Origin of the sequence: Thioalkalivibrio sp. ALMg3, from assembly GCF_000381225.1 — a bacterium.
In the GTDB taxonomy this organism is placed as follows: Bacteria; Pseudomonadota; Gammaproteobacteria; order Ectothiorhodospirales; family Ectothiorhodospiraceae; genus Thioalkalivibrio; species Thioalkalivibrio versutus.
This window is the reverse complement of sequence record NZ_KB906221.1, coordinates 56094-80962: the sequence shown is the minus strand read 5'-3', so window position 1 is coordinate 80962 and position 24869 is coordinate 56094. Positions and strand designations below refer to the sequence as shown.

Sequence of the window (24869 nt, the reverse complement as noted above, 5' to 3'; positions counted from 1 at the left end):
TCCATGGGTAATCGACTGTCGAAGATTGCGACCCGCACGGGTGATGAAGGCCGAACCGGCCTTGGTGACGGCTCGCGAGTGGACAAGGACTCGCATCGCGTCGAGGCCTTCGGTGATGTGGATGAGCTGAACAGCGTGATCGGCCGGTTGCTGATCCATGACCTGCCCGAAGAGGTCCGGCGCTCGCTGGCGCTGGTGCAGCACGAGCTGTTCGACCTGGGGGCGGAACTGGCCGTGCCGGGCCATCAGGCGTTGCCGGATGCCTCCGTGGAGCGTGTGGACGTGGAGCTTGAGTCCTTCAACGATGATCTGCCGGCCCTGGAGGAGTTCATCCTCCCGGGCGGCGGGCCTGCCGCGGCCGATTGTCATATCGCCCGTACGGTCTGCCGCCGGGCGGAACGGCGTCTCGTTGCGCTCAATCACCACGAGGCGTTGCGCCCGGGTTCGCTGGCCTACATCAACCGGCTGTCGGATCTCCTGTTTGTGCTCTGTCGCGTGCTCGCGCGCCACGAGAACGGCGAAGAGGTCCTCTGGCAGCCGGCCAGCCGGCGTGGCTGAAGCGCTCTTCTGAGGGGCGCCGCTGCGGCGGCGCCCCAATCCCATTGCAGTGGTCGCTGGCGTGTCGGGTACACGCCTCGCGGCCCCTTGCGCCTGTTTTTCGGGAAATCTCCATGCGTTTTCGTCGCACAACCCTGATTGCTATTGCGTTTTTTCTATTCGGCGTCGGAACGGCCGGGGCCGGGCCGCTCCTGGTGGGTGTTGTTTCCGATCGCTCGGCGGCGGAGGTCGCCGCCGGGGCGCATCGCTTCCTCGAGGCCCATCCGGAGGCGGAGGTCGTACTGCGCACCCCGGAGCAGCTCACGGACAAGTCGGACGAGGCCGTCGCGGCGCTGTGGCGCGAGGCGGACGCGGTGCTCGTCGCGGCCGTCTTCGGGGATCAGGCCGCGCGCCTCGATCGCCTGTTGCGGGAGGCCCCGCCGCCCGAGGGAGCCCCGATCCTGGCCATCAACAGCGTTCGCCACCTGACGGCGTTGTCGCGGATCGACGGTGAGGCCGTACTCGCGGGGCTCGATGACGAGATGCGTACCGAACTGGCGGCCAACCCGGATCCGGGTGAGGACCCGCGCGCGCACCTGTCCCGACAGCAGGAGCGCTTCCCCGAACAGGCGGACTGGCTGACCGGGCGGGCGTTCTACCAGGGGCGCACGCCGGAGAACATGGAGGGCCTGATGCGCTGGCTGGCCGCGCATGGCGGGCACGCGATCGACGTACCGGACCCGGACCCGCGCGAGACCATCCGCTACTACCGCCATGGCAGCTCCAGCCCCGATTCGGACGCCCTCGATCTGGAGGAGGGTCCGGCCGTGGCGCTCCTGGATCTGGATACCGGCGACCGGCCGGGCGACCGCGCCCTGCTGGATGCGGCCTGCGAGGCCCTGGAGAACCGCGACATCCAGTGTTTTGTGGTGCTCGCGCGCTGGGGCGGGGCGAGCCGCGAGGCGATCGAGACGCTGGAGAAGGTGACCGGGCCGGCGGATCTCGCCGGGATCGTGAGTCTGCAGGACTTCGTGGTCGGCGGGGGCGGCAACCGCGAGGCGGTGGCCGAGGCCTTCGGCGAGCTGGATGTCCCGGTGATCAAGGGCATCCGCCTGGCGGATGTGAGCGCAGCCCAGTGGCGGCTGTCGCACGAAGGCATCCCCTGGGACAAGGTGCACTACCACGTGGCCATGCCGGAGTTGCAGGGTATGAGCCAGCCGATGGTGCTGGCGGCCGCGGGCGCCCCGGAACAGGATGAACGCACGGGTGTGCGCCTGATACTGACCGAGCCGGTGGGCGAGCGCGTGGAGGCTTTGGCCGACCGGGTGGCAAGCTGGCAGCGGCTGCGCACCCTCGACAACGCGGACAAGCGGGTCGCGGTCGTCTACTACAACCATCCGCCGGGTCGCCAGAACATCGGCGCGGACAAGCTGGATGTGCCCGAGTCCCTGCTGGAGATGTTGCAGCGGCTGGAGGCGGCCGGCTATGACCTGGGCGACAACGTGCCGGAGGATGCCGAAGCCCTGCTGGACATGATCCAGGACCGGGCGGTGAATCTCCCGGAGCAGGCAGATGCGCTGGACGCGATCGCCGGCCGGGTGGCCGCGCTCGATCGCGAGCAGTACCAGGCCTATTTCGACGCCCTGCCGGAGTCGATCCGGGCCGAGTTGGTGGATGGCCCGATCGGCTACCTGCAGGCGAGGCTGGAGGCGGCCAAAGCCGCCGACGAGATCGATTTGGCACAAGCCGCGCTGGAAAGCGGTGTCGGTGATCTGCGCCACATGCTCGAGAGCTATCCGCACGCGGCCCAGGATCGAGCGCTGGATCTGCTCGCACAATTCGAGGCGGCCTGGGAGGCCACGCTGGCGGGTGAGGACGCGCATGCGACGACCGAGCAATTGCGCAAGGCGCTGGTGCGCACGGGCATCCCCGGCCTGACCGGCTGGGGCGAGCCGCCGGGCGAGGCGATGACCCGCGACGGCGAGATGTTGTTCCCGGGGATCGAGTTCGGCAACGTGTTCATCGGCCCGCAGCCGCCGCGCGGCTGGGAGGTCAGCGAGCGCCTGCTGCACGCGAATACCACCTTCCCGCCGACCCACCAGTATGTTGGTTTCTACCACTGGATCCGCGATCACTTCGAGGCGGATGCGCTGGTCTATGTCGGCCGCCACTCGACCCGGGAATTCCTGCCGCGTCGGCGGGCGGGTCTGGCGGCAGATGACTACCCCGAGATCCTCGGGGGCGCCCTGCCGATCATCTACCCCTACATCGTCGATGGGGTGGGCGAGGGCATCCAGGCCAAGCGCCGGGCCATGGGCGTGATGATCAGCCACCTGACCCCGCCATTGGCGGCGACCAAGCTGTACGACAGCCTGCTGGAACTGCGCCAGCTGGTGGAGACCTACGAGGCCGCGGCTCAGCCGGATGCCGCCACCCGTTCGCGGGCGGTACAGACCCTGCGCGAACGTATCGAGGATCTCGGCCTGACCGAGACCATCGAGCGGGAAATGGCCCGGGGGCATCATCACGACCACGGGCACCACCATGACGACCACGGCGATCACCACGTGGGTCATGACGAAGAGCCCGACACCACCGGGCATGGCGAAGGTCATGCGGACGAACATGGCGACGAGCAGCGTGACGCGGACCATCACCGGGAACATGGGGATGAAGAGCACGAGCACGCCCATGAGCATGATCATGAGAACGAGCATGCGGATGAGGGGCATGACGAACACGCCACGACCCGGCTGTCCGAGATGGACGAGGAGTTGCTGGTCCACGAGATCGGCCACTACCTGACCGACATGCAGGAAGACCAGATGCCGCTGGGGCTGCACGTGTTCGGGCGCGACTGGAGCGACGAGGCCGTGGACACGATGCTTGAGTCGATGGCCGGTGACGACGCGATCGGCGACGACTGGGACGCGAAGCTGCGCGGATCGCCGGCCAGCGAGCGTGCGCATCTGCTGGCGGCCCTGGAGGGGCGTTTCGTGCCGCCGGGGCAGGGCAACGATCCGATCCGGACGCCGGAGGTGTTGCCGACCGGGCGCAACTTCCATGCGCTGGCGGCGGATCTGGTGCCCACGCGCATTGCCTGGGGCATTGGCCAGGAACTGGCCGCGGATGCCCGTGAGCACGGCGATCCCGAGGCCGACGGCAGCGAGGCGATCATCCTCTGGGCGTCGGATACCGTGCGCGACGAGGGCGTGATGATCGCCTTCGGCATGGATATGCTGGGCATTCGCCCGGCCTGGAACAGTCGCGGGATTGTCCAGGGACTGGAGCGCATGGACCTCGACGAGGCGGAGCGTGACCGCCGTCGCGATGCCCTGTTCACCACCTCCGGTTTGTTCCGCGACCTCTACGAGGACCAGCTGGTGTGGCTGGATCGTGCCGCCCGCCTCGCGCTGGATGGCTCGTCCGAGATCATTCTTGCGGAATACCCCGAACTGGAAGAGGCACTGGAGGCGGCCCTGGCCCCGCTGGGGCAGGACCTGCGCGATCCGGGCGACGAGCCGCTGGCGCGTAACGATGTGGCCGCGCAGTGGGTGGAGGACACCCAGGCCCTGCGTGCGGCCGGGCTCGATGGCGCCGGGGCCGGGCAGCAGGCGGCCCTGCGCGTGTTCGGCTCCGCGCCCGGGGCCTACGGCGCGGGGGTCAACCGCCTGGCGGATCGCTCCGGCGCCTGGGAGGACCGTGCCGAACTGGGTGCGGCCTACCTGCGGCGCATGGGCCATGCCTACGGGGCGGATGAGTCCGGTGGCTCTGCGCACGAGGCCTTCGAGGCCCGTCTGGGCCAGGTCGGGCGGACCTACCTCGGGCGGGCCTCGCATCTCTACGGCCTGCTGGACAACGACGATGGGTTCGACTTCCAGGGCGGTCTGTCCACCGCGGTCGAGAGCATCCGCGGCGAGGTGCCGGACAACCGCGTGCTGCAGCATGCCGATCCGGACGACCCGCGGGTGGAGACCCTGGGCCGCGCGCTGATGCGCGAATTGCAGGGGCAGAACCTGAACCCGCAGTGGATCGAGCCGCTGATGGATCACGGCTATGCCGGGGCCCGCACCATGGCCCGGGACTTCGTCGACAACCTGTGGGGCTGGCAGGTGACCAACCCGGAGATCATCCGCTCCTGGGTCTGGGACGAGGTGCACGACGTGTACCTCCAGGACCGCCACGGGTTGGGGATGCAGGAGTTCCTGGCCGACGGCCACAACGTGCACGTGAAAACTCACCTGCAGGCCGTGCACCTGGTCGCGGCCAGCCACGGGTTCTGGGACGCCGATCCCGAGGTGCTGGATGCCTTGTCCGAGCGCTTCGCGGAACTGGTCGCCGAGCACGGCCTGCCCGGCAGCGGTCACACGCGCCCGGATCATCCCATGCTGGACGAGGTGGCCGAGCGCCTGGACGACGCTGACCTGCGCGAGGCCTTCGACGCCGTGCGGGCGGCCGCGCAGATCGATCGGGCGGAGCCGGAAGCCGACCCCAGCCGTGTCACCGAGATCCAGCCGCTGGAAGATCCGGCGGCGCGCGAGATGCAGGAGATCCCCGAGCCGGCCAAGACCGAGGGCGGCCAGGAGCCCGGCGACGAGACGGCGGGTATGCCCTGGCTCCCCTGGCTGGTTGCCGCTGCGCTGTTCCTGCTGCTGCTCGGCGGTATCGCCGCCGGCCGTCGCCGATAACGCTCGCTGGATATTTTGCCTGTAGGCGCCTGCTGGCATGCGAACCGACCATGCCCTGGCGGTCTCGGGCAGGTGCTTCGCCTGCCAGCAGACTTCTACAGGGCCGGTGTCATGATTGAACGAAGGGTAACGAGGTAAACCGAATGTCTTTCTCGATCACGATGGAGCTGATGGACACCGTGGTGCGCTGGCTGCTGGAGCCGGTGATCGTCGGCCTGCTGGTGCTGGTCGCGGTCGCCGTCTGGGAGCTCGGGCTGGCACTGGGTGAACGCTCCGGTGGGGTACGCCGTCTGGAATTGAGCGGCGATGCCGAACGCCTCGCCTACCGTGCCCGGCGGCGCATCGACCGCGCCGATCTGCTGGCGCGCATCGGCCCGATGCTCGGGCTGATGGGGACGTTGATCCCGCTGGGTCCGGGGCTGGCCGCGATGGGCCGGGGCGAACTGGAAATCCTCGCCCAGGCCGTTACGGTGGCGTTCAACACCACGGTGCTGGGGCTGCTGATCGGCATCCTCGGCTTCCTGCTCGGGCGGCTGCGCCGGCGCTGGTATGACGCGGCGATGGAGCGTATGGAGGCGGCGGCATGAGGGTCCCGCACTACCGCGCCAGCCGTTTCGACGCGCCCGACGAGGAGCCGATGGGCCCGCTGGCCAATCTGGCCGACATCATGCTGGTGTTCGCCGTCGGCTTGATGGTGGTGATGGCCGCCTCGGGTAGCGGGCTGGAACCGGCCAGCGGCGGTGCCGAGATCGAACCCGGGCGCGAGATCCCGGACCCGCCCGAGGGGGCCGGCGAGGCCGGCTCGGGCTTCGAATCCATGGGGCAGGTCTACCGGGACCCGGAGACCGGGCGGATGATCCTGATCGGCGAATAGCCACTCCCGGAACCGTCCGAACGCCCGTATGACGCAACGAATCAAGGAGTAATGAAAATGAGCGAAGACACCGAAGCGGCTCGCGCCGAACGCCACGCCCAGCGCATGGCACGCAAGAAGGAGGTCGTGGACCGCAAGATCGCCGAGGCCCAGGAAGAAAAGGGCGTGTTCCTGATCCTGACCGGCAACGGCAAGGGCAAGAGTTCCTCCGGTTTCGGCATGGTTGCCCGGGCCCTGGGGCACGGCATGCAGGTGGGCATCGTCCAGTTCATCAAGGGGCAGTTCGCCACCGGCGAGGAGGCCTTCTTCCGCGGTCAGGACAACGTGCAGTACCACGTGATGGGCGAGGGCTACACCTGGGAGACCCAGGACCGCGAGAAGGATGTCGAGGCCGCCCGCGATGCCTGGGCGCATGCCCGCGACATGCTGCGCGACCCGAACGTCGATCTGGTGCTGCTCGACGAGCTGCACATCGCGCTGAAATACCAGTACCTCGACGTGGCCGAGGTCCTCGAAGAACTGGCCAACCGCCCGCCGATGCAGCACGTGATCACCACCGGCCGCGCCGCGCCCAAGGCGATGATTGAGGCGGCCGATACCGTCAGCGAGATCGGTGTGGTCAAGCACGCCTTCCAGGCCGGCATCAAGGCACAGAAGGGAATCGAGCTGTGAGTGTGAGGTGTCCCGCCGCGTTCGTGGCGGCCCCGGCCTCGGGCCAGGGCAAGACCACGATCACTGCCGCCATCGCCCGCTACCACCGTAACCAGGGCCGGCGCGTGCGCGTGTTCAAGACCGGCCCCGACTTCCTCGACCCGATGATCCTGGAGCAGGCCTCCGGCCATCCGGTGGATGCCCTGCATCTGTGGATGGTGGGCGAGGAGGCCTGTCGGGCGATGCTGTACGAGGCGGCACAGGCGTCCGACCTGATCCTGGTGGAGGGCTCGATGGGGCTGTTCGACGGGAATCCCTCCGGCGCGGATCTGGCCCAGGCCTTTGGGTTGCCGATCCTGGCGATCCTGGATGCCAGCGGTATGGGTCAGACCTTCGGGGCACTGGTGCACGGCTTGTCGACCTACCGCCCGGGCTTGTCATTCGCCGGTGTGATCGCCAACCGGGTGGGCAGTCCGGGCCATGCCCGGATGCTGGAGGACTGCACCCCGGACGCGATCCGGTTCTTCGGTGCCGTGCAGCGCAACGAGACGCTGAGTGTCCCGGATCGTCACCTGGGCCTGGTTCAGGCGGGCGAGATCGACGATCTGGATGCGCGGCTGGAGGCCGCGGCGGCCGCGATCGCAGAGGCTGGCGTGACGGGCCTCCCGGAGCCCGTGACCTTTCATCCGGAAGCGATCGCGCCGATCGAGGCGGCCCTGTCCGGCGTGCGCATCGCGATTGCGCGGGATGCGGCGTTCGCGTTCATGTATCCGGCCAATCTGCGCCTGCTGGAGAAAATGGGCGCCGAACTGCGGTTCTTTTCCCCGCTTGCGGGGGATGGGCTGCCGGAGGCCGATGCCGTCTGGCTCCCGGGCGGCTACCCCGAGCTGTATCTGGACCAGCTGGCCGCCAATACCGGTCTGAAGTCGGACCTGGAAGCCCACCATGTGGCGGGTCGCCCGATCCTGGCGGAGTGCGGGGGCTTCCTCTATCTGCTGGATGAACTGGCCGATCGCGAGGGCCATGCCGCGGCCATGGCCGGACTGGTGCCGGGCAAGGCCCAGCTGGCGGACCGCTTGCAGGGCCTGGGTCTCCAGGCGGCCCCGCTGCCGGAGGGCGAGTTGCGCGGACATACCTTCCACCACACCCGCTCCGAGGTCGGCCTGGAACCCTACGGCCATTGCTGGCGGGCACGCGGGACGGGTTCGCAGGGCGAGGCGATCTATCGTGATGGTCGCCTGACCGCGACCTATCTGCACGCCTGGTTCCCTTCCAACCCCGAGGCCACGGCGCAGCTATTTCGGTCATGAGTGATTCGCAGCGGGATAATGTGACGCGGATCGGACCGGGGGCACGGGCCGGGACCAGCATCGCGTTACGCGGCGAGCGGCGGGCCGGCTGCGTGGATCTGGTCGGCGCGGGGCCGGGCGATCCGGGTCTGCTGACACTGGACGCGGTGGCTGCGATGCAGCACGCCGACATCCTGCTGCACGACCGCCTGATCCCGGATGCGATCCTGGATCTGGCGAACCCGGGGGCGCAGCGGCTGTACGTGGGCAAGGCACGCTCACGGCACAGTTGCGATCAGGGGGACCTGAACGAGCGCATGATCGCGCTGGCGCGGGAGGGGCACTACGTGGTGCGCCTGAAGGGTGGGGACCCGTTCATCTATGGTCGCGGCGGCGAGGAGGCTGCGGCGATCGCCGCCGCCGGGATCCCGGTCCGTATCGTGCCGGGGATCACCGCAGCGGGCGGCTGCGCGGCCTATGCCGGGATCCCGCTGACCCATCGCGATCATGCCTATCGCTGCCAGTTCGTGACCGCCCATCGCCGCGCCGGCGAGACCGATCTGGACTGGGCCTCGCTGGTCCATCCGCAGCAGACCCTGGTCGTCTACATGGGGCTGCACACCCTGGCCGAGGTCTGCGGCGAGATGATGGCGGCGGGCGCGGATGGCGCGGTGCCGGCCGCGCTGGTGGAGCAGGGCACGCGCCCGACGCAGCGCGTCATCGAGGGCACGCTGGCGGACCTTCCCGCGCGGGTTGCGGATCTGGCCATCCAGTCGCCCGCGTTGCTGATCGTGGGCGAGGTGGTGCGCCTGCGCGAGACGATTGCCACGCCGGGCTTCGAGCCCGGGCCGGGGACGCATGAAGTCGGCTGATCGCTACAGTGCGGAGGGCGGCATGCGCCCGGAGACGTGCGAGACAACCGGGCGCCTGCGCACCGGCCTGACCACCGGCGTCTGCGCGACCGTGGCCGCCGTGGCCGGCGCACGCTGGCTGCTGGAGGGGCGGCGGCTCGAGACGGTCGAGGTCACCCTGCCGAGGGGGCAGGTCGTGCGCCTGGCGTTGAACGATCTGGAGCCCACCCCGGGTGGCGCGGTCGCCGGGGTCATCAAGGATGCCGGCGATGACCCGGATGCCACCCACGGGGCTCGGGTCTGGGTCGAGGTGACCCTGTGTGGTGCACCTGGCGTTGTGTTCATGGCGGGTGCCGGGGTCGGGACGGTCACGCGTCCGGGCCTGGTGTTGGCGCCGGGCGAGCCGGCGATCAACCCGGTCCCGCGACGCATGATGCAGGGGCATCTCGAGGCGCTCGCCGAGGCGACCGGTTACAGCGGGGGCTTCCGGGTCACGGTCGGCGTGGACGGGGGCGAACGGATTGCCGAGCGGACCATGAACGCCCGTCTGGGCATCCTCGGCGGTCTCTCGATCCTGGGCACCACGGGTATCGTGCGGCCGTTTTCCTGTGCCGCCTATATCGCATCCATCCACCAGGCCATCGACGTGGCCCGCGCCAACGATTATCCGCGCGTGGCCTGCTGTACCGGCGGCACCAGCGAGGCGGCAGTGCGCGAACGCTATGGCCTGGACGACCTGGCGCTGATCGAGATGGGGGATCTGTTCGGGGCGGCGCTGAAGTACCTGCGGCGCCAGCCGTTGCCCGCGGTGGTGCTGGCCGCGGGTTTCGGCAAGCTCAGCAAGTTCGCGGCCGGGCACCTGGATGCCCATAGCCGCAAGTCGCGCATCGATCTCGACGCCCTGGCGGGGGAAGCCGCGGATCTGGGCGCCAGCCCGGACCTGTTGGCGCGCATCCGCGCGGCCAACACCAGTGCCCAGGCCCTTGCGGACTGCGTGGAACAGGGCGTGGCGCTGGCCGACCGGATCAGCGCGCGCGCCTGGCAGCGGGCCCGCGGAATGTTGCCGGAGACCACGGCGCTGGAGGTCTGCGCGGTGGATCGGGCGGGACGCATCGTCGGGTTTGCCGATGGCGCCAGGGGCCTTGCGCCATGACGGCCGCGGCGATCGCCCTGCAGTCGGTAGCCAAGCGCTACGCCGGTGGCCGGGTCGGGCTGGCGAACGTGGATCTGGAAGTGCCGGCGGGCAGCTTTTTCGGCCTGCTGGGTCCGAACGGGGCGGGCAAGACCACCCTGGTGGGGCTGTTGACCACGCTGGTGCGGGCGGATCGCGGTTCGATCCGGGTCTGCGGGCACGATGTGGCCACGCAGGCGGTGGCGGCGAAGGCGTGCATGGGCGTGGTGCCGCAGGAGGTGAATTTCAACAGCTTCGAGCCGGTGGGCGAGATCGTCGAGGCCCAGGCGGCCTACTACGGGCTGTCCCCGAGGCGGGCGCGCGAACGAACCGGCGAGGTGCTGCAACAGGCGGGTCTGCTGGACCGGCGCGAACAGTCGGCCTGGGGCCTGTCGGGCGGCATGAAGCGCCGGCTGATGATTGCCCGCGCCCTGGTGCATCGCCCTCGCGTTTTGTTGCTGGACGAGCCGACGGCGGGGGTGGACCTGGAGGGGCGCCATGCAACCTGGGAGCTGCTGCGCGGCTTGAACGCGGATGGCGTGACGATTCTCCTGACCACCCACTATCTGGAGGAGGCCGAGAGCCTGTGCGACAGGCTGGCGATCCTGGATCAGGGCGGGATCGTCGCGCGCGGCGAGACCGGCGAGCTGCTGCACGGGCTGAACGTGCAGACGCTGGTGCTGGAATTGAATGCGCCTCTGGACGCGGCCCCGGTCCTGGAGGGGCTGGCGACCCGTCTGGTGGATATCTGGACCCTGGAGATCGATCTCCCGCAGGGCATGGAGGTCAATGACCTGTTCGATCGCCTGGGCGGCAGCGGGGTCCGGGTCGCGGGACTGCGCAACAAGCGCAACCGGCTCGAGTCGCTGTTCCTGCAGCGCATTGCGAAACGCGCGGACGCACTGCAAGGGGCCGGGGCATGAGACTCGCGGCCTACGCATTCGCCTATCGCGGGATGGTGGTCAAGCAGGTGCGCCGGTTCCTGCGGGCCTGGGTGCAGAACCTCCTGCCATCGGTGGTGACGACCGTCCTGTTCCTGGTGATCTTCGGTCATCTGATCGGGCGCGAACTGGGCACCATGCGGGGGGTCGACTACGCTGATTTCATCCTGCCCGGCCTGATCATCCTGGCGGTTGCCACCAATGCCTACAGCAATGTGACGCTGGCGTTTTACGGCGCGCGCCTGCAGCGGCATATCGAGGAGCTGCTGGTCGCGCCGCTGCCCGCCTGGCTGATTGTGGCGGGCTTCGCCACCGGTGGCGTGATCCGCGGGCTGCTGGCCGGGGCGCTGGTGGCGCTGGTGGCGATCCCGTTTACCCATCTCCAGCTGCACCACCTGGCGGCCACGTTGGGGATCGCGCTGATCAGTGCCTTGCTGTTCGCGCTGGCCGGGCTCCTGAACGGCCTGTATGCGCGCAGCTTTGACCATACCTCCGTAGTGGCCACGTTCGTGCTGACCCCGCTGATCTACCTGGGAGGCCTGTTCTACCCGGTGGAACGGATGCCCGAGCCCTGGCAGTCGTTGGCGGTGCTGAACCCGCTGTATTACATGATCGAGGGCTTTCGCTACGGCCTGCTGGGGACCGGGTCCTTCGCCTGGGCCACGACCTTCTGGGTCCTCGTGGGGGCGACGCTCGTCGTCGGTGGGCTGGCCTGGGCCCTGGTGGCGCGCGGCGTGCGGATCCGCACATGAGCGCGGGCAGGGTGAAGTCGTGATTGCCGATTGTCCGCGGGTGCGCCAGGCCTGTCCGGGGGTTGCCGCGCCGATGATCACCGGGGACGGTTTGCTGATGCGGGTACGTCACCCGATCGGGGGGCTGGATGCGGAGCAGGCGCAGACCCTCGCGGAGGTGGCGCGTCGCTTTGGTTCCGGTGCCCTGGAGCTGACCAGCCGCGGCAATCTGCAGTTGCGCGGTCTGGACACGGCGGATCTGGAGCCGGCACGTGCCGAGCTGGAGAACGCGGGTCTGGCCGATCGCGATCCCGCGGTGGAGGCGGTGCGCAATGTCCTGGTGGCGCCGGTGACGGATATCGATCCGGAGGCGGCCATGGATGTACAGCCGGTCGCACGGGACCTCGCGCGGGCGCTGGGGGAGCACCCGCGTCTGCGGGCGCTGCCGCCGAAGGTGGGGGTGCTGGTAGAGGCCGGCGGCGATTTGCCGCTGGATGGAGTGCCGGCGGACCTGCGGCTGGAGGTCTGTACGGGGCTGGGAGGGGTGTGGTTTCGGGTGGCCGTGGGCGCGTCCAGTCGCACGGCCACGGTGCTTGGCTGGACGCGCCCGGAGACGGTCGTGAATGTCGCCCTGGCGGTGCTCGGACGCTTCGTGGAATTGCGCGAAGGCAATGTGAATCCGCCGGGGCGTGTGGCCGGCGCCGTGGCCCGATTCGGCCCGAACGAGTTGACGCCGCCGGGGCTGGAGCGGGTGCTCCCGGGCGGGGACTGGGTCGCGGCCCGGATGCCCGGATGCGCGGATGCCGGGATGGGCACGTGCCTGAACGGGCGCGCCTTCGGGATCGCGTTTCCGTTCGGGGCCCTGCGCGCGGAGGTCTTGCAAGGGCTGGCCGAACATATCCGGGCGCGCGACGGACGCCTGCGGCTGACACCGTGGCGGAGCCTGCTCGTGACCGGGGCACCACCTGTGGAATCAGCCCGGGTCGCCGAGTGGGGCGGCGTGACCGACCCGAATGATTCCCGCCTGGCGGTGAGTTCCTGTATCGGGCAGGCGGGTTGCGCCGCGGGCAGTACGTCCACGCGGGCGGATGCCGAGACGGCCGGGGCATCCGCCCGCGGGCTGCTTGCGGGTGGCGGGCATGTGCACGTCAGTGGCTGCAACAAGCACTGTGGGCGCCCCGCGAACGCACAGGTCCTGCTCACGGCGCGGGAAGGTCGCTACGACCTGTCGCTGCAACGCGCGCCCGCGCAGTGGGAGACCGTCCTGACGGGGCTGGGGCCGGGGCAGGTCGAACCAGTCCTCGCGGCCCTCGATACCCTCGCCCGTGAAGAACGTGGCGCGAATGAGTCGAGGGTCGAGGCCCTGCAACGGCTGGAGGCCACGGCACTGGCCAGGCGTATGAACGCGAAGATGAACAACGGAGATTCAGCATGACGCAGAGCGATACGGCCGGGGCCGTACCCGACTATATCCGCGACGGGGCGGCCATCTACCGGGAGTCCTTTGCGATGATCCGGTCCGAGGCGGATCTCGACCGCTTTCCGGAGGACCTGGTGCCCGCGGTGGTGCGCATGATCCATGCCTGCGGCATGACCGATCTGCCGCGGGACGTCGGGTTTTCCGCCGGGGTGGCCCGGGCGGCCATGGATGCGCTGGCCGCCGGCGCGCCGATCCTGTGCGACAGCAACATGGTGGCGCACGGGGTCACGCGGGCCCGGCTTCCGGCGGACAACCGGGTGATCTGCAGCCTGCGGGAGGACGGGGTGGCGGCGGCCGCCGAGCGTCTGGGAACGACGCGTTCGGCCGCGGCGCTGGAATGGTGGCGACCGCATCTGGACGGCGCGGTCGTGGCCATTGGCAATGCGCCCACGGCGCTGTTTCACCTGCTGGAAATGCTGCACCAGGGTGCGCCGCGGCCGGCCGCCGTGCTCGGTATACCAGTGGGATTTGTGGGTGCGGTGGAGAGCAAGGAGGCACTGGCCAGCAGCCCGCTGAATCTCGATTACCTGACCATTTTCGGACGCCGGGGTGGCAGTGCCATGGCCGCGGCGGCCATCAACGCCTTTGCGAGTGACCGGATATGACGACATCCCCCAACCTGCAGGATTCCTCGGACGCGGGCTGTCTGTACGGCGTGGGCACCGGTCCCGGTGATCCCGAGCTGTTGACGCTGAAGGCCGCGCGGCTGATTGCCGAGAGCCCGGTGGTGGCCTACTTCTGTCGCCGGGGCGGCCGCGGCCAGGCGCGTGCCATCGTGGATGCCCATCTGGGTGCCGGGCAGCGCGAGATGCCGCTGGAGTATCCGGTGACCAACGAGATCCCGCACGGCTCCGACGAGTATCGCAGCCGCATCGAGCAGTTTTTCGACGCCGCCGCCGAGCAGCTGGCCGCCGAATTGGGGGCCGGGCGTTCGGTGGTGGTGCTGAACGAAGGGGACCCGTTCTTCTACGGTTCCTTCATGCACGTCTACCTGCGGCTGAAGGAGCGTTTCCCCACCCGCATCGTGCCCGGCGTGACCTCCATGATGGCCTCCGCCGCGCAGTTGCCCACGCCGTTGACCATGCGCGATGACCTGCTGACGGTGATCCCGGGCACGATGCCGATCGACGATCTGCGCCAGGCCCTGCAGGGGACCGATGCCGCGGTCATCATGAAGGTTGGAACCCATCGCGATGCGGTGGTCGGGGTCCTGCGGGAACTGGGGCTGGACGAGCGTGCCTGGTACGTGGAACGCGCGAGTACGCCGGAGGAGCGGGTCCTGCCGTTGGCCGCGATTCCGGAACAGGTGCCCTATTTCTCGATGATCGTGATTCCCGGGCGAGGGGTGCGGCGATGAGCGGGGATGACGGTCGGCCGCTCGGGCGGCTGAGTGTGGTCGGGGTGGGGCCGGCCGGGCCGGAATGGCTTACGCCGGAGGTTGCTGCCCGTCTTGAAGCGGCGACCGACCTGGTGGGGTACGGGCCGTACCTGGAACGCATTGCGGGCGCGCATCACCGTGTTCACGCCTCGGACAACCGCGAGGAGTTGGCGCGCGCGACGCACGCCCTGGACATGGCCGCCGAGGGGCGGGACGTGGCGGTGGTCTCGGGTGGCGATCCTGGTGTGTTCGCGATGGCGGCGGCCATTTTCGAGGCCCTGGAAGGGGCACCGGCGGGACGCTGGGAGGACGTCGAGGTGGACGTGGCCCCCGGGGTTTCGGCGATGCAGGCCGCCGCCGCGCGGCTGGGGGCGCCGCTGGGGAACGATTTCTGCGTGATCTCGCTGTCGGACAATCTCAAGCCCTGGTCGTTGATCCAGCGCCGGGTGCGGCTGGCGGCCGAGGCCGATTTTGCCATGGCCTTCTACAACCCGATCTCGCGCTCGCGACCCTGGCAGCTGGGCGAGGCACTGGGGATCGTGCGCGAGGTCCAGGGGCCGGACACCCTGGTGGTGCTGGCCACTGCGGTGGGACGTGGCGAACGCGAAGACGTGCAGATCTCCACCCTCGGCGAGGTGGACCCGGCGGCGGCGAATATGAGCACGCTGGTGATCGTCGGCGCCACATCCACCCGCGTGTTGGAACGCCCTTCGGGCCGGCGGCACGTGTACACCCCGCGTTATGTCGAGGCGGCGCAATGAGCCGGGACCCGCTCTAGCCGTGGGTGTCCGGGAGCGCTTCCAGCCAGTCGAGTACCGCCTGCGGGGCGTGGAACCGTGGCACTCCGGGGGCGTCCGGCGGGCGCTCCACCATCACCACCGGGATGCCCCGTTCGCGGGCCGCTTGCAGCTTGGCGGCGGTGGCCTCGCCGCCGCTGTCCTTGGTTACCAGAACGTCAATCGCGTGTTCCCGCAGCAGGCGCGCCTCGTCCTCGGCCGTGAATGGGCCCCGGGCATGGATCCAGGTGACTCGTGGCAGCGCCGGCGGCGGTTCGGGCGGGTCGATGGTGCGGATGACATAGTCCAGCTCGGGCGCGGCCTCGAAGGCCTCAAGGTGCTGGCGGCCGGTGGTCAGCAGCACGCGCCGGCCGAGTGCCGGCAGGGTGCGGCCGGCGGCCGCGAGATCGGACACGCGGATCCATCTGTCATCCGCTCCGGCCTCCCACGACGGTCGGGTCAGGCGCGCCAGCGGGATGCCGGTCTGGCGCGCGGCCACGACGGCGTTGGCCGAGATCTGCCGCGCGAAGGGGTGGGTTGCGTCCACCAAGGCGTCGACCGCGTGTTCGTGCAGCCAGGTGGCAAGGCCTTCGGCACCGCCGAAACCGCCCGTGCGCCGTGGCAGCCGCGACGGGCCCGGTTTCCGGGTGCGCCCGGCCAGCGAGACGGTGGACTGCAGCCGCGGGTGGCCGTCCAGCAGCGGCTCCAGGGCCGCGGCCTCGGTGGTGCCGCCCAGCAGGAGGACATGCCGCGGGCGCGGTGGCCGGGCGTCGTTGGAAAGGGGTGAACGGGAGGTCATGGAGATGCCAAGTGTAGCGACGCAGCCGGGCGGGACGCCATGGTTGAACATCGTCGGGGTCGGTGCGGACGGTCTGTCCGGACTGGCGCCGGAGGCCCGCGCGGCCGTGGCGCAGGCGACCACGGTGATCGGGGGTGCACGGCATCTGGAGATGTTGCCGGAGCAGCCGGGGCAGGAACGTCTGGTGTGGCCCTCGCCGCTGGAGACCGCCCTCGACTGGATCGAGGCGCGGGCGGGGCAGCCGCTGTGCGTGCTCGCCAGCGGCGACCCGTTCTGGTTCGGGGTGGGCGCGACGTTGATGCGGCGTTTCCCGGTGGCGGCCACCCGGGTGTTTCCGGCGCCCTCGGCATTCAGCCTGGCCGCCGCGCGGATGGGCTGGCCGCTACAGGAGACCCGCTGCCTGTCGGTCCACGGGCGCCCGCTGGAAGCGCTGCGCCCTTGGCTGCACGACGGCGCGCGGCTGCTGATCCTGAGCCGCGACGGCGAGACCCCCGGCGAGCTGGCCCATTGGCTCGATGAACTGGGTTTCGGGGCCTCGGCCTTGACGGTCCTGGAGCAGTTGGGCGGGGCCCGGGAGCGCATTGGCGCGACCACGGCGGCGGACTGGGGCGCTCGCGAGGTGGATCCGCTGAACACGATCGCGCTGGAATGCCGCGCCTCACCGACGGCCCCGGTGATCGCGGCCAGCGCCGGCCGACCGGAGGCGCAGTTCGAACAGGACGGGCAGATCACCAAGCGCGAGGTCCGTGCGGTGACACTGGCTCTGCTGGCGCCCGGGCGCGGCGAGTGCCTGTGGGACATCGGCGCCGGCTCCGGTTCCATCGGCATCGAGTGGATGCTGGCGGATCCGGCCAACCGCGCCCTGGCCATCGAGCTTCGCGCGGAGCGGCTGGAACGCATCGCGCGCAATGCGCGCGCCCTGGGTGTGCCGGCCCTGCAATGCATCCCCGGGCGCGCACCGGAGGCACTGGATGGCCTGGCGCCTCCTGACGCGATCTTCATCGGCGGCGGCCTGACGACCCCGGGGCTGGTGGAGCACTGTGTGGAGAGCCTCCGCCCGGGCGGGCGCCTGGTCGCGAACAGCGTGACGGTCGAGGGCGATGCGGTGCTGGCGGCGGCGCGCGAGCGCCATGGCGGCGAGCTGACGCGCATCAACGTGAGCCGTTCGGAACCGCTGGGCGCGATGTCGGGCTGGAAACCGCTGCGGCCGGTGACCCTGTGGTCCCTGCGCCGGAGTTGAGGGCGGCACTGAACGGTGCGCTCGACCGGGTGGTGCCCGGCGTCGGCTTCGCCTCGGCCTGCACGGCCTGGGAGCTGGAGGGCCTGATCCGCGAGGTGCTGGCCGAGGTCCGCGCCGTGCTGGATGCAGCGCGCGTCGAGCCGATCGAGATCCGGCAGCTGGCGGCACCGGCGCACAAGAGCGACAGCCGCATGCTGGCGTCGGTGGCGCGGGAGCTGGAGCTGGAACTCGTATTTCCGTCTGCGTCTGCGCTGGTGGACTGCGACGAGGAAGTGCTTACGGAGTCGGCGCGGGCGCGTACAACCGCCGGGGTCGGGTCGGTGGCCGAGGCGGCGGCGCTGGCGGCGGCCGGCGAGGGTGCGCGTCTGCTGCTGCCGCGGCGTCTGTCCGCGCGGGCCAGTTGCGCGGTGGCCCGGGTCGATACCCATCACGTATTCAAGGAGTCATCATGACGGTTCATTTTGTGGGAGCGGGCCCGGGCGCGGCGGATCTGCTGACGCTGCGCGGGCGGGATCGTATCGCGGCCTGTCCGGTATGCCTGTACGCGGGTTCGCTGGTGCCGGAGGCGGTGCTGGAGCATGCGCCGGAAGGCGCGCACATCGTGAATACCGCGCCGCTGACGCTGGACGCGATCATGGACGAGATCCAGCGCGCCCACGCGGCGGGTCAGGACGTGGCGCGACTGCACTCCGGCGACCTGTCGGTGTACAGCGCGCTGGGCGAGCAGATCCGCCGTCTGGAGGCGGCCGGGATCGATTACACGATTACCCCCGGGGTGCCGGCGTTCTCCGCCGCGGCCGCGACCCTGGGGCGCGAGCTGACCGTGCCGGAGGTGGCGCAGTCGGTGGTGCTGACGCGGACGCCGGGGCGAGCCTCGTCGATGCCGGAACGCGAACGGCTGGCGGCCTTCGCTGCGACCGGGGCAACTCTGGCGATCCACCTGTCCCTGCACAATATCGAGGCCGTGGTCGCGGACCTGCGTCCGCACTATGGCTGTGACTGCCCGGTGGCGATCGTCTTCCGTGCTAGCTGGCCGGACGAGACGGTGGTGCGGGGATCGCTGGGCAATATCGTGGAGCGGGCAACACAGCTGAGCACGCGGCGCTCGGCGCTGATCCTGGTGGGGCCGGCGCTGGATCCGGGGGATTTCCGCGATAGTGCGCTGTACGACCCGGCGCATGTGCGGCGTTATCGCGGCATGGACAACGACTGATCGTCGGGCACCCAGTCAAGGGCCTGATTAGCACTGAAGCTCTGCAGAGGTCCTTTTCCCCCAGCGCAACCCGCAGCCCTGCAGGAGCGCGCTTGTGCGCGAATGCGGCGCTTGCCGAAGCCCGCCGCCGTGTTCGCGGGCAAGGCCGTTCCGGCATATGAAGCGCGCGGTGGATTCGTGCTAATCAGGATCAGGAAAGGGGCCGCCGGAAGATGGCGGCCCCGGCTGGCGGAAACGGGGCGTGCTCTGCCCCGGAAAAGGGGCTCGGGGGACGCCCCGTTTCCGCGTGGTTCAGCGGCGGCGGTAATTGTCGTGGCAGGCGAGGCACTGGTGGCGCACGCTGTTCAGGGCCTTGGTGGCGCGCAGCTGGAAGGCCTCGTCCGCCAGGTCGTCGGCCGTCTCCACCTTCCGCTGCAGCCGTTCGGCGGCCTGGCGGTAGGACGCCTTGTACTCGGCGAAGTCTGGGTCCGCCCAGGCCGCGGGCAGGGCTCCTGGATCGCCGTCCCGCGCTGGTGTCTCGCGGTCGAACCAGGTTTCGATGTCGGCGGCCCGCCGTGCCAGCTCGTCGGCCAAATCGGGCAGACGCTCGGCGAACGGCGCGTCATAGCGCAGGATCTGCTCGATGCTGCGGTAGGTGGCCGAGGTGCCCCGCATGCTCTGCTGGCGGAAGCGCTGGAAGGCCTCGGTGGCGTCCACGCTGGCCGGGTCGTCCAGGGTTTCTTCGTAGCCTTCGCCCCAGGGGCCCGGCATCGGGACGGTGATCTCTTCGGCGCCCGTGGTCCCCGCCGATGCGAGCAGCAGGGCCAGCGGGAGGCCGGTCGTCAGCGACCGCCGGATGGATTTCGTTCGATTCATGGTGGCTCTCCCTGTTCGCGTCAGCCGTGGCGTGTCAGAAGCGGAACTGGTGCTGCAGGTGCAGTTCCCAGTCCGAGCGGTCGGCGTCGCGGTCCAGCCACATGAGCTGGGTCTTTTGCCGCTGTCCCCGGTGGTACCAGTTGAGCCCGGCGCCCCATTCGCGCTGCCAGCGCTCGTCGCCTTCCAGGTCGTCGCCGGCGTCGTGGCGCAGCACCGCGTGGCGAGCGGCCACCTCCAGCCCGTCCACCGGCAGCGACTGCGCGAGTTCGAGCTCGGCACCGAGGTCGTGATAGGACGACGCATGGTTCGGGGAGACGTCGCGGCGGAACGCGGCCAGCGAGAGCGAGGTGTGGCCGAACTTGATCACCGCGTCGGCGGTGGCGGTGACCCAGTCGGCCCGCTGGCGGTCCACCGTATCTTCCAGTCCGCGGCTCCAGTCGCGCAGGTGGTTGCGGTCCGCTGCCTGAAGGCCGGCGCCCAGCGCCACGGTGCGCTCCACGGCGCGGCCGAGGGTAGTGTTGTCGCGCGGGATCTCGCCGACCGGTGCCCAGGCCCCGCGGGCACTGAACAGGTGGCCGGAGGTGGCGGGGCGGTCGTTACGCTGGTCCAGACGGCCACGGCCGTCGAACACCCCGGCGGCCCAGGCCCAGGCTTCGCCGTCACCGCCCAGTAGGGTCACGCCGGTATCGCGCCCGGCGGGGACCTCGAACTGGTTGCCCGGCACGCTGAGTTCGGTAAACAGGCGGTTGGGTCCGCCGATGTCGCGCGGCATTCCGAAGGGTACGGTGAACTGGCCGAGGCGCAGGCCCAGATTGTCGCGGAACGCGTACTGCATCCAGATGTCGCGCATCGAGAGTTCGCCGCTGCTGAAATCCGGCTGCAGGCGAAAGCGAAGATCCGGGTGGAACAGAGTCCCCTGGGTGTCCAGCCAAGCGCGGCGGAAGTCGAACTCGCTAGTGGAACCGTCCGGGGCACGGGCGTAGCTGTAGCGGCCCTGGATCAGCGGATCCAGTGTCACCTGCAGGCCGTCTTCCGCGTCGCCGAACTCGAAGTTGGCCTGAGCCGGAGCGATGCTCGCGGCCGTCATCAGATACAGGGTGGCCAGGACCGGGATGGCATGTCGCCCCGGTCGGAGATGGGTATCGTTCATTGTTGTGGTGCTCCCCTAAGGAAACACATGACCCATGTGCCCGTTCGCGCACATGGGTCATGTGTTTCCCTGGCGCGCGACCCCGCACGCCGTGGATGAAACGACGCCACAGGATGGGCTGGGAGCAGGGGAGGGCCGATCGATGAGCACGCCGGTCCTGGCCCGCCCGGCCGCCCACCGCGGCGTCGGTGTCCTCCAGGCCGGTCTCCGGACTCGCAGAGTGGATGCGCGCTGCATCCAGATGCGGATCGCCTTCCCGCGGGCATCCTGGGGATGCGCCGCAGTGGCATTGGATCCGCCCAACTCCGCCTACCGTTGCGGGGGCAGTGCCGGGCTTGCGAACGAGAGTTCGCGCACCGGCTTCCCGATTATCCCCGGCCAAAACAGGCCGGGGCACCTGAAGTCAAGGCGGACCCTACGGTGCCTCCGTTTGAGGGTCAAGGGCGCGTTGAGGCGGGATGGCGGGGGTATCCTTTGATCTGGATCAACGGAACGCGCGATTTTGATCGCGTCCGGTTTCCCGCGTGGGTAGGGTGGGTTTCAGGCGATCTGGACCGAGTCTAGATCGGTTCGAGCCGACACCCATTCCCCAAGGGAGACCTGCCATGAAGACACTTTCCGGATTTCGAATGACGGCGCTCGCGGCGTGCGCGGCCGTCGCCATGGGGGCCTCGGCGCCAGCGCTGTCCGATACGGACTATTCGCAATATCGCGATGTGTTCGAGCCGTTGCCGGCGCTGCCGCCGATCCCGGCGGACAACTCGATGACGAAGGAGAAGATCGAACTGGGCAAGATGCTGTTCTTCGAGCCGCGCATTTCCAGCTCCGGCGTGATCTCCTGCGCGACCTGCCACAACCCGGCGCTGGGCTGGGCGGACCGTATCCCGCGCGCGGTAGGGCATGATGGCCAGGTCGGCGAGCGCAATACCCCGACGGTATTGAACTCCGGCTTCTTCACGGCGCAGTTCTGGGATGGCCGCGAGGACGACCTGGAAGGCCAGGCGCTGGGTCCGATCCAGGACGCGATCGAGATGGCGATGCCGCTGGAGGACGCAATTGAGCGTCTGGAAGAGTTCAACGAGTACCAGGAGAAGTTCCAGGCCGCCTATCCGGACTATGACGGTGACAACGTGATCAATGCCGATCACGTGGCTCATGCGCTGGCGACCTTCCAGCGCACGCTGAACACCCCGAACTCGCCGCTGGACCGCTGGCTGGTCGGGGACGAGGGCGCGATGAGCGAGCAGCAGATGCGCGGCATGAAGCTGTTCGCGGATAACGGCTGCGTCGCCTGCCACCGTGGCCCGGCACTCACCGACAGCCACTTCCATCGCATCCAGGTGCCGGGCTCGGAAGACGAGGGCCGTTACCTGGTGACCGGAGAGGAGAGTGATCGCTTTGCCTTCAAGACCCCGACCCTGCGCAACGTGGCGTTGACCTATCCCTACATGAACAACGGCGAGACCGCGACGCTGGACGAGGCGATCCGCATCATGGGGCAGGAGATGCTGGGCATGGAGTTTAGCGACGATGAAGTCGCGGACCTGGAGGCCTTCATGCACGCGCTGACCGGTGACATGCCGCAGTTCGAGATCCCGTCACTGCCGTAAGCGACCGGTTGCCACTGGCGATGACAAGCCCCCTCCGGGTCCGGAGGGGGCTTTTTTGTGCCGCCTATTCGACGGTGATGGTGATCTTGTCGGAGGTCACTGGCGGGTCGAAGCTGAGGTGGCGGTAATCCATGAAGAGCAATTGCAGGGTGTGGGTGCCCGGTTCCAGTTCGATCTCGCCTTCGGTCTGACCGCCTCCGAAGTGGCGCTTGTGGTCGGAGAAGGGGAGCGAGGCATCCAGGTCGACCTCGTCCAGCGGCTGGTTCACCAGCAGGTGGTGATGCCCGGTGTTGTCGGCCTCGACGCCGGCCGGGGCCACGCCCATGCCGCGCAGGCCCATCTGGATCCGCACGGGACTTTCGACGGTGTCGCCATCCTGCGGGCTGATGAAGTACACCTCGGCCCCTTCGGGCGCCGGAACGCGCTCCATGCTGGCCGCACTGCTTGCGGCCAGGGCGAATCCTCCAGTGACCAGAGCGATGGTCGCGAGGCGGGTGAGCGAATCGGATTTCATCACGACTCCTTCGGGCGATAGGGGCCCGTGTGTTGGCCTGTCTCGAGTATAGCCGGCGGAAACCGGGCTACCGGGTTATCGCCCTGTAGCGTTCTGCTACCCTAGGCGCCTTTGCTCACTACCCGTAATCGAGTGTCCCGCGCATGAGTTTCCGTACCCGTTTTGCCCCCAGTCCCACCGGTTATCTGCACATTGGTGGTGCCCGAACCGCATTGTTCTCCTGGTTGTACACCCGTCATCACGGCGGCGACTTCGTGCTCCGCATCGAGGACACCGATCTCGAGCGCAGCACTGCGGAGTCGGTGAACGCGATCCTGGAAGGCATGAACTGGCTGGGTCTGACCTACGATCAGGGCCCGTTCTATCAGACCGAGCGCTTCGACCGGTACCGGGAAGTGATCGATCAGCTGATGGCCGCCGGGCATGCCTACCGCTGCTACTGTTCGAAGGAAGAGCTGGACGCGATGCGCGAGGAGCAGAAGGCGCGCAAGGAGAAGCCGCGCTACGACGGTCGCTGCCGCGCCCGTACCGAGCCGCGCGAGGGCGTGGAGCCGGTCATTCGCTTTCGTACGCCGGACGAGGGCGTGACGGTTGTTGACGACATGGTGCGCGGGAAGGTCGCGTTCCAGAATCACGAGCTGGATGACCTCATCATCGCCCGCTCGGATGGCTCGCCGACCTACAACCTGACGGTGGTGGTCGACGACATGGACATGGGCATCACCCACGTGGTGCGCGGCGACGATCACCTGAACAACACGCCGCGCCAGATCAACATCCTCAAGGCGCTGGGGGTGGAGCCGCCGCGCTATGGCCACCTGCCGATGATCATGGGGCCCGACGGCGCCAAGCTGTCCAAACGCCACGGCGCGGTGTCGGTCATGCAGTACCGCGACGAGGGCTACCTGCCGGAGGCCCTGCTCAACTATCTGGTGCGCCTGGGCTGGGCGCATGGCGACCAGGAGATCTTCGGACTGGACGAACTGGTTCGGCTGTTCGATATCAAGGACGTGAACCAGTCCGCCTCCGCCATCAACCCGGACAAGCTCCTGTGGCTGAACCAGCACTACATCAAGACGCTGGACCCGGACCACGTCGCGCTGGAACTGGGCTGGCACCTGGGGCAGCTGGGGATCGATCCCTCCGAAGGGCCGGAACTGCGCGATGTGGTCATCGCGCAGCGCGAACGGGCGCGCACCCTGCGCGAGATGGCCGAGAACAGCGTGTATTTCTATCGCGAGTTCGAGGACTACGACGAGAAGGCGGCGCGCAAGCAGCTGACCGCCGAGGCGCAGCCCGTGCTGCAAACCCTGCACGATGGCTTCAGCGCTCTCGGGGCGTGGGAAAAGGAGGCGCTGCACGAGGTGGTGGTGCACACCGGCGAGCGTCTGGAGCTCAAGCTCGGCAAGGTGGCGCAGCCCCTGCGTGTCGCCCTTACCGGTGGTACGGTGTCCCCGCCTATCGATGACACGTTGGTGCTCATTGGTCGCGAGCGCGTTCTGGCCCGTATCGACCGTGCGTTGCAGAAAATTTCCGCCGCAGCGGGTTGACACATTTGGGGGTGCTGGCTACAGTACGCGCTCGCCTGACACGGGGCCATAGCTCAGCTGGGAGAGCGCCTGCATGGCATGCAGGAGGTCGGCGGTTCGATCCCGCCTGGCTCCACCACTCAGGGGTACTGCGAGTTCATTAATGCATCGTTTTGGAGTCATATCGCTCTACGTTGGATTGGTGCTGGCAGTGATCGGATTGATCGGCGGATTCGGGCTGATGCTCACCGGGGAACAGACCTGGTCGAAGCCCCTCATCGCGCTGGTACCGGTCGGGTTTTTGCTGGTGTTCAACGGTCTGGTGACGACGCTTCTGCATCGCGCACCAGGTAGCGAGGAAGACCGGCCCAAGGGCCCACCCGAGTAAGACGGAAGTAAGAAGAAGACGTTGCCTCTACGTCCCCATCGTCTAGAGGCCTAGGACACCGCCCTTTCACGGCGGCGACCGGGGTTCGAATCCCCGTGGGGACGCCATATCCCGAAAAGGCCCGAACCGCAAGGTTCGGGCCTTTTCTTTTGTGGTGTTGGGATCACACCGGTAGCGCCTTGGCCGCCGGGCGCTTGTCCCGGC

The 24869-nt window shown here is 68.9% G+C and carries 24 protein-coding genes, 2 tRNA genes and 1 riboswitch; of the genes, 22 read left to right on the top strand and 4 right to left on the bottom strand.

The window, feature by feature from the left end:
• Positions 1-3 precede the first annotated feature (3 nt).
• The 14 genes from F622_RS0104235 to cobJ all read left to right on the top strand — a co-directional run bounded on the left by F622_RS0104235 (position 4) and on the right by cobJ (position 15352).
• Entirely contained in the window at positions 4-558 is a 555-nt protein-coding gene (locus tag F622_RS0104235; protein WP_026287978.1) for a cob(I)yrinic acid a,c-diamide adenosyltransferase, read from the top strand.
• 113 nt (positions 559-671) lie between these two features.
• Positions 672-5225: a cobaltochelatase subunit CobN gene (locus F622_RS0104230; RefSeq protein WP_019571407.1), complete on the top strand. Its 4554-nt coding sequence runs from the start codon at positions 672-674 to the stop codon at positions 5223-5225.
• 143 nt (positions 5226-5368) lie between these two features.
• Entirely contained in the window at positions 5369-5812 is a 444-nt protein-coding gene (locus F622_RS0104225; RefSeq protein ID WP_019571406.1) for a MotA/TolQ/ExbB proton channel family protein, read from the top strand.
• Positions 5809-6099 carry a DUF2149 domain-containing protein gene (locus F622_RS0104220; protein WP_018138715.1) on the top strand — a complete coding sequence of 97 codons (291 nt, stop codon included), beginning with the start codon at positions 5809-5811 and terminating at the stop codon, positions 6097-6099. The genes F622_RS0104225 and F622_RS0104220 overlap by 4 nt, the downstream gene beginning before the upstream one ends.
• A gap of 57 nt (positions 6100-6156) precedes the next feature.
• On the top strand, positions 6157-6771 hold the full coding sequence (gene cobO / locus F622_RS0104215) for a cob(I)yrinic acid a,c-diamide adenosyltransferase (protein WP_018169472.1): 615 nt from the start codon (positions 6157-6159) through the stop codon (positions 6769-6771).
• Entirely contained in the window at positions 6768-8060 is a 1293-nt protein-coding gene (locus F622_RS0104210) for a cobyrinate a,c-diamide synthase (protein WP_026331533.1), read from the top strand. The genes cobO and F622_RS0104210 overlap by 4 nt, the downstream gene beginning before the upstream one ends.
• Positions 8057-8911, top strand: a complete 855-nt coding sequence (gene cobA / locus F622_RS0104205; RefSeq protein WP_019571404.1) for a uroporphyrinogen-III C-methyltransferase — start codon at positions 8057-8059, stop codon at positions 8909-8911. The genes F622_RS0104210 and cobA overlap by 4 nt, the downstream gene beginning before the upstream one ends.
• 22 nt (positions 8912-8933) lie before the next feature.
• A complete protein-coding gene (locus F622_RS0104200; RefSeq protein ID WP_019571403.1) occupies positions 8934-10043 on the top strand; it encodes a cobalt-precorrin-5B (C(1))-methyltransferase in 1110 nt (369 codons plus the stop codon).
• Positions 10040-10984 carry an ABC transporter ATP-binding protein gene (locus F622_RS0104195; protein WP_019571402.1) on the top strand — a complete coding sequence of 315 codons (945 nt, stop codon included), beginning with the start codon at positions 10040-10042 and terminating at the stop codon, positions 10982-10984. The genes F622_RS0104200 and F622_RS0104195 overlap by 4 nt, the downstream gene beginning before the upstream one ends.
• The gene (locus F622_RS0104190) at positions 10981-11754 is read left to right on the top strand and encodes an ABC transporter permease (protein WP_018169477.1); all 774 of its coding nucleotides are present in this window, start codon (positions 10981-10983) and stop codon (positions 11752-11754) included. Before F622_RS0104195 ends, F622_RS0104190 begins: the two co-directional genes overlap by 4 nt.
• Before the next feature lie 19 nt (positions 11755-11773).
• Entirely contained in the window at positions 11774-13168 is a 1395-nt protein-coding gene (cobG, locus tag F622_RS0104185; RefSeq protein WP_026331532.1) for a precorrin-3B synthase, read from the top strand.
• The gene (locus F622_RS0104180) at positions 13165-13818 is read left to right on the top strand and encodes a precorrin-8X methylmutase (RefSeq protein ID WP_019563155.1); all 654 of its coding nucleotides are present in this window, start codon (positions 13165-13167) and stop codon (positions 13816-13818) included. Before cobG ends, F622_RS0104180 begins: the two co-directional genes overlap by 4 nt.
• A complete protein-coding gene (locus F622_RS0104175) occupies positions 13815-14570 on the top strand; it encodes a precorrin-2 C(20)-methyltransferase (RefSeq protein WP_019563154.1) in 756 nt (251 codons plus the stop codon). The genes F622_RS0104180 and F622_RS0104175 overlap by 4 nt, the downstream gene beginning before the upstream one ends.
• Complete coding sequence (gene cobJ, locus F622_RS0104170) at positions 14567-15352, top strand: precorrin-3B C(17)-methyltransferase (RefSeq protein ID WP_019563153.1); 786 nt, start codon at positions 14567-14569, stop codon at positions 15350-15352. The genes F622_RS0104175 and cobJ overlap by 4 nt, the downstream gene beginning before the upstream one ends.
• 13 nt (positions 15353-15365) lie before the next feature.
• Here cobJ and F622_RS0104165 read toward each other — a convergent pair whose 3' ends face one another.
• Entirely contained in the window at positions 15366-16166 is an 801-nt protein-coding gene (locus tag F622_RS0104165) for a cobalt-precorrin-6A reductase (RefSeq protein ID WP_019563152.1), read from the bottom strand.
• 4 nt (positions 16167-16170) lie between these two features.
• Between F622_RS0104165 and F622_RS0104160 the strand changes: the two genes are divergently transcribed.
• The 3 genes from F622_RS0104160 to cobM are packed head-to-tail and all read left to right on the top strand — an operon-like array spanning position 16171 to position 18619.
• A complete protein-coding gene (locus tag F622_RS0104160) occupies positions 16171-17406 on the top strand; it encodes a bifunctional cobalt-precorrin-7 (C(5))-methyltransferase/cobalt-precorrin-6B (C(15))-methyltransferase (RefSeq protein ID WP_026330482.1) in 1236 nt (411 codons plus the stop codon).
• Entirely contained in the window at positions 17385-17858 is a 474-nt protein-coding gene (locus F622_RS0104155; protein WP_019568236.1) for a cobalamin biosynthesis protein, read from the top strand. The genes F622_RS0104160 and F622_RS0104155 overlap by 22 nt, the downstream gene beginning before the upstream one ends.
• On the top strand, positions 17855-18619 hold the full coding sequence (gene cobM / locus F622_RS0104150; protein ID WP_019563149.1) for a precorrin-4 C(11)-methyltransferase: 765 nt from the start codon (positions 17855-17857) through the stop codon (positions 18617-18619). Before F622_RS0104155 ends, cobM begins: the two co-directional genes overlap by 4 nt.
• 291 nt (positions 18620-18910) lie before the next feature.
• Here cobM and F622_RS0104145 read toward each other — a convergent pair whose 3' ends face one another.
• Positions 18911-19474, bottom strand: a complete 564-nt coding sequence (locus F622_RS0104145; protein WP_018169486.1) for a cytochrome c — start codon at positions 19472-19474, stop codon at positions 18911-18913.
• 34 nt (positions 19475-19508) lie between these two features.
• Entirely contained in the window at positions 19509-20624 is a 1116-nt protein-coding gene (locus tag F622_RS0104140; protein WP_019563148.1) for a porin, read from the bottom strand.
• 180 nt (positions 20625-20804) lie between these two features.
• Positions 20805-21040, bottom strand: a riboswitch (cobalamin riboswitch).
• Positions 21041-21253: 213 nt separating this feature from the next.
• Here F622_RS0104140 and F622_RS0104130 point away from each other — a divergent pair.
• A complete protein-coding gene (locus tag F622_RS0104130) occupies positions 21254-22234 on the top strand; it encodes a cytochrome-c peroxidase (RefSeq protein ID WP_019568237.1) in 981 nt (326 codons plus the stop codon).
• A 64-nt stretch (positions 22235-22298) separates the two neighbouring features.
• On the opposite strand, the gene F622_RS0104125 is transcribed toward F622_RS0104130, so the two are convergent.
• Positions 22299-22748 carry a DUF4399 domain-containing protein gene (locus F622_RS0104125; RefSeq protein WP_019568238.1) on the bottom strand — a complete coding sequence of 150 codons (450 nt, stop codon included), beginning with the start codon at positions 22746-22748 and terminating at the stop codon, positions 22299-22301.
• A gap of 143 nt (positions 22749-22891) precedes the next feature.
• Here F622_RS0104125 and gltX point away from each other — a divergent pair, with 143 nt between their 5' ends.
• The 4 genes from gltX (at position 22892) to F622_RS0104105 (ending at position 24772) form a co-directional block, all read left to right on the top strand.
• Positions 22892-24298, top strand: a complete 1407-nt coding sequence (gene gltX / locus F622_RS0104120; RefSeq protein WP_018169491.1) for a glutamate--tRNA ligase — start codon at positions 22892-22894, stop codon at positions 24296-24298.
• Positions 24299-24340: 42 nt separating this feature from the next.
• Positions 24341-24416: transfer RNA gene (locus F622_RS0104115), tRNA-Ala, on the top strand.
• Positions 24417-24440: 24 nt separating this feature from the next.
• Positions 24441-24665, top strand: coding sequence for a hypothetical protein (locus F622_RS0104110; RefSeq protein WP_019568239.1), 225 nt, complete (start codon positions 24441-24443; stop codon positions 24663-24665).
• Positions 24666-24696: 31 nt separating this feature from the next.
• Positions 24697-24772: transfer RNA gene (locus F622_RS0104105), tRNA-Glu, on the top strand.
• Positions 24773-24869: the final 97 nt, after the last annotated feature.

Coding starts and splice junctions, on each gene's coding strand:
- F622_RS0104130 (WP_019568237.1), top strand. CDS start 21,254: ATGACGGCGCTCGCGGCGTGCGCGGCCGTCGCCATGGGGGCCTCGGCG.
- cobJ (WP_019563153.1), top strand. CDS start 14,567: ATGAGCGGGGATGACGGTCGGCCGCTCGGGCGGCTGAGTGTGGTCGGG.
- F622_RS0104225 (WP_019571406.1), top strand. CDS start 5,369: ATGTCTTTCTCGATCACGATGGAGCTGATGGACACCGTGGTGCGCTGG.
- F622_RS0104200 (WP_019571403.1), top strand. CDS start 8,934: ATGCGCCCGGAGACGTGCGAGACAACCGGGCGCCTGCGCACCGGCCTG.
- gltX (WP_018169491.1), top strand. CDS start 22,892: ATGAGTTTCCGTACCCGTTTTGCCCCCAGTCCCACCGGTTATCTGCAC.
- F622_RS0104180 (WP_019563155.1), top strand. CDS start 13,165: ATGACGCAGAGCGATACGGCCGGGGCCGTACCCGACTATATCCGCGAC.
- F622_RS0104160 (WP_026330482.1), top strand. CDS start 16,171: ATGCCAAGTGTAGCGACGCAGCCGGGCGGGACGCCATGGTTGAACATC.
- F622_RS0104145 (WP_018169486.1), bottom strand. CDS start 19,474: ATGAATCGAACGAAATCCATCCGGCGGTCGCTGACGACCGGCCTCCCG.
- F622_RS0104165 (WP_019563152.1), bottom strand. CDS start 16,166: ATGACCTCCCGTTCACCCCTTTCCAACGACGCCCGGCCACCGCGCCCG.
- F622_RS0104140 (WP_019563148.1), bottom strand. CDS start 20,624: ATGAACGATACCCATCTCCGACCGGGGCGACATGCCATCCCGGTCCTG.
- F622_RS0104195 (WP_019571402.1), top strand. CDS start 10,040: ATGACGGCCGCGGCGATCGCCCTGCAGTCGGTAGCCAAGCGCTACGCC.
- F622_RS0104190 (WP_018169477.1), top strand. CDS start 10,981: ATGAGACTCGCGGCCTACGCATTCGCCTATCGCGGGATGGTGGTCAAG.
- cobA (WP_019571404.1), top strand. CDS start 8,057: ATGAGTGATTCGCAGCGGGATAATGTGACGCGGATCGGACCGGGGGCA.
- F622_RS0104230 (WP_019571407.1), top strand. CDS start 672: ATGCGTTTTCGTCGCACAACCCTGATTGCTATTGCGTTTTTTCTATTC.
- cobM (WP_019563149.1), top strand. CDS start 17,855: ATGACGGTTCATTTTGTGGGAGCGGGCCCGGGCGCGGCGGATCTGCTG.
- F622_RS0104125 (WP_019568238.1), bottom strand. CDS start 22,748: ATGAAATCCGATTCGCTCACCCGCCTCGCGACCATCGCTCTGGTCACT.
- F622_RS0104110 (WP_019568239.1), top strand. CDS start 24,441: ATGCATCGTTTTGGAGTCATATCGCTCTACGTTGGATTGGTGCTGGCA.
- F622_RS0104175 (WP_019563154.1), top strand. CDS start 13,815: ATGACGACATCCCCCAACCTGCAGGATTCCTCGGACGCGGGCTGTCTG.
- F622_RS0104235 (WP_026287978.1), top strand. CDS start 4: ATGGGTAATCGACTGTCGAAGATTGCGACCCGCACGGGTGATGAAGGC.
- F622_RS0104220 (WP_018138715.1), top strand. CDS start 5,809: ATGAGGGTCCCGCACTACCGCGCCAGCCGTTTCGACGCGCCCGACGAG.
- cobO (WP_018169472.1), top strand. CDS start 6,157: ATGAGCGAAGACACCGAAGCGGCTCGCGCCGAACGCCACGCCCAGCGC.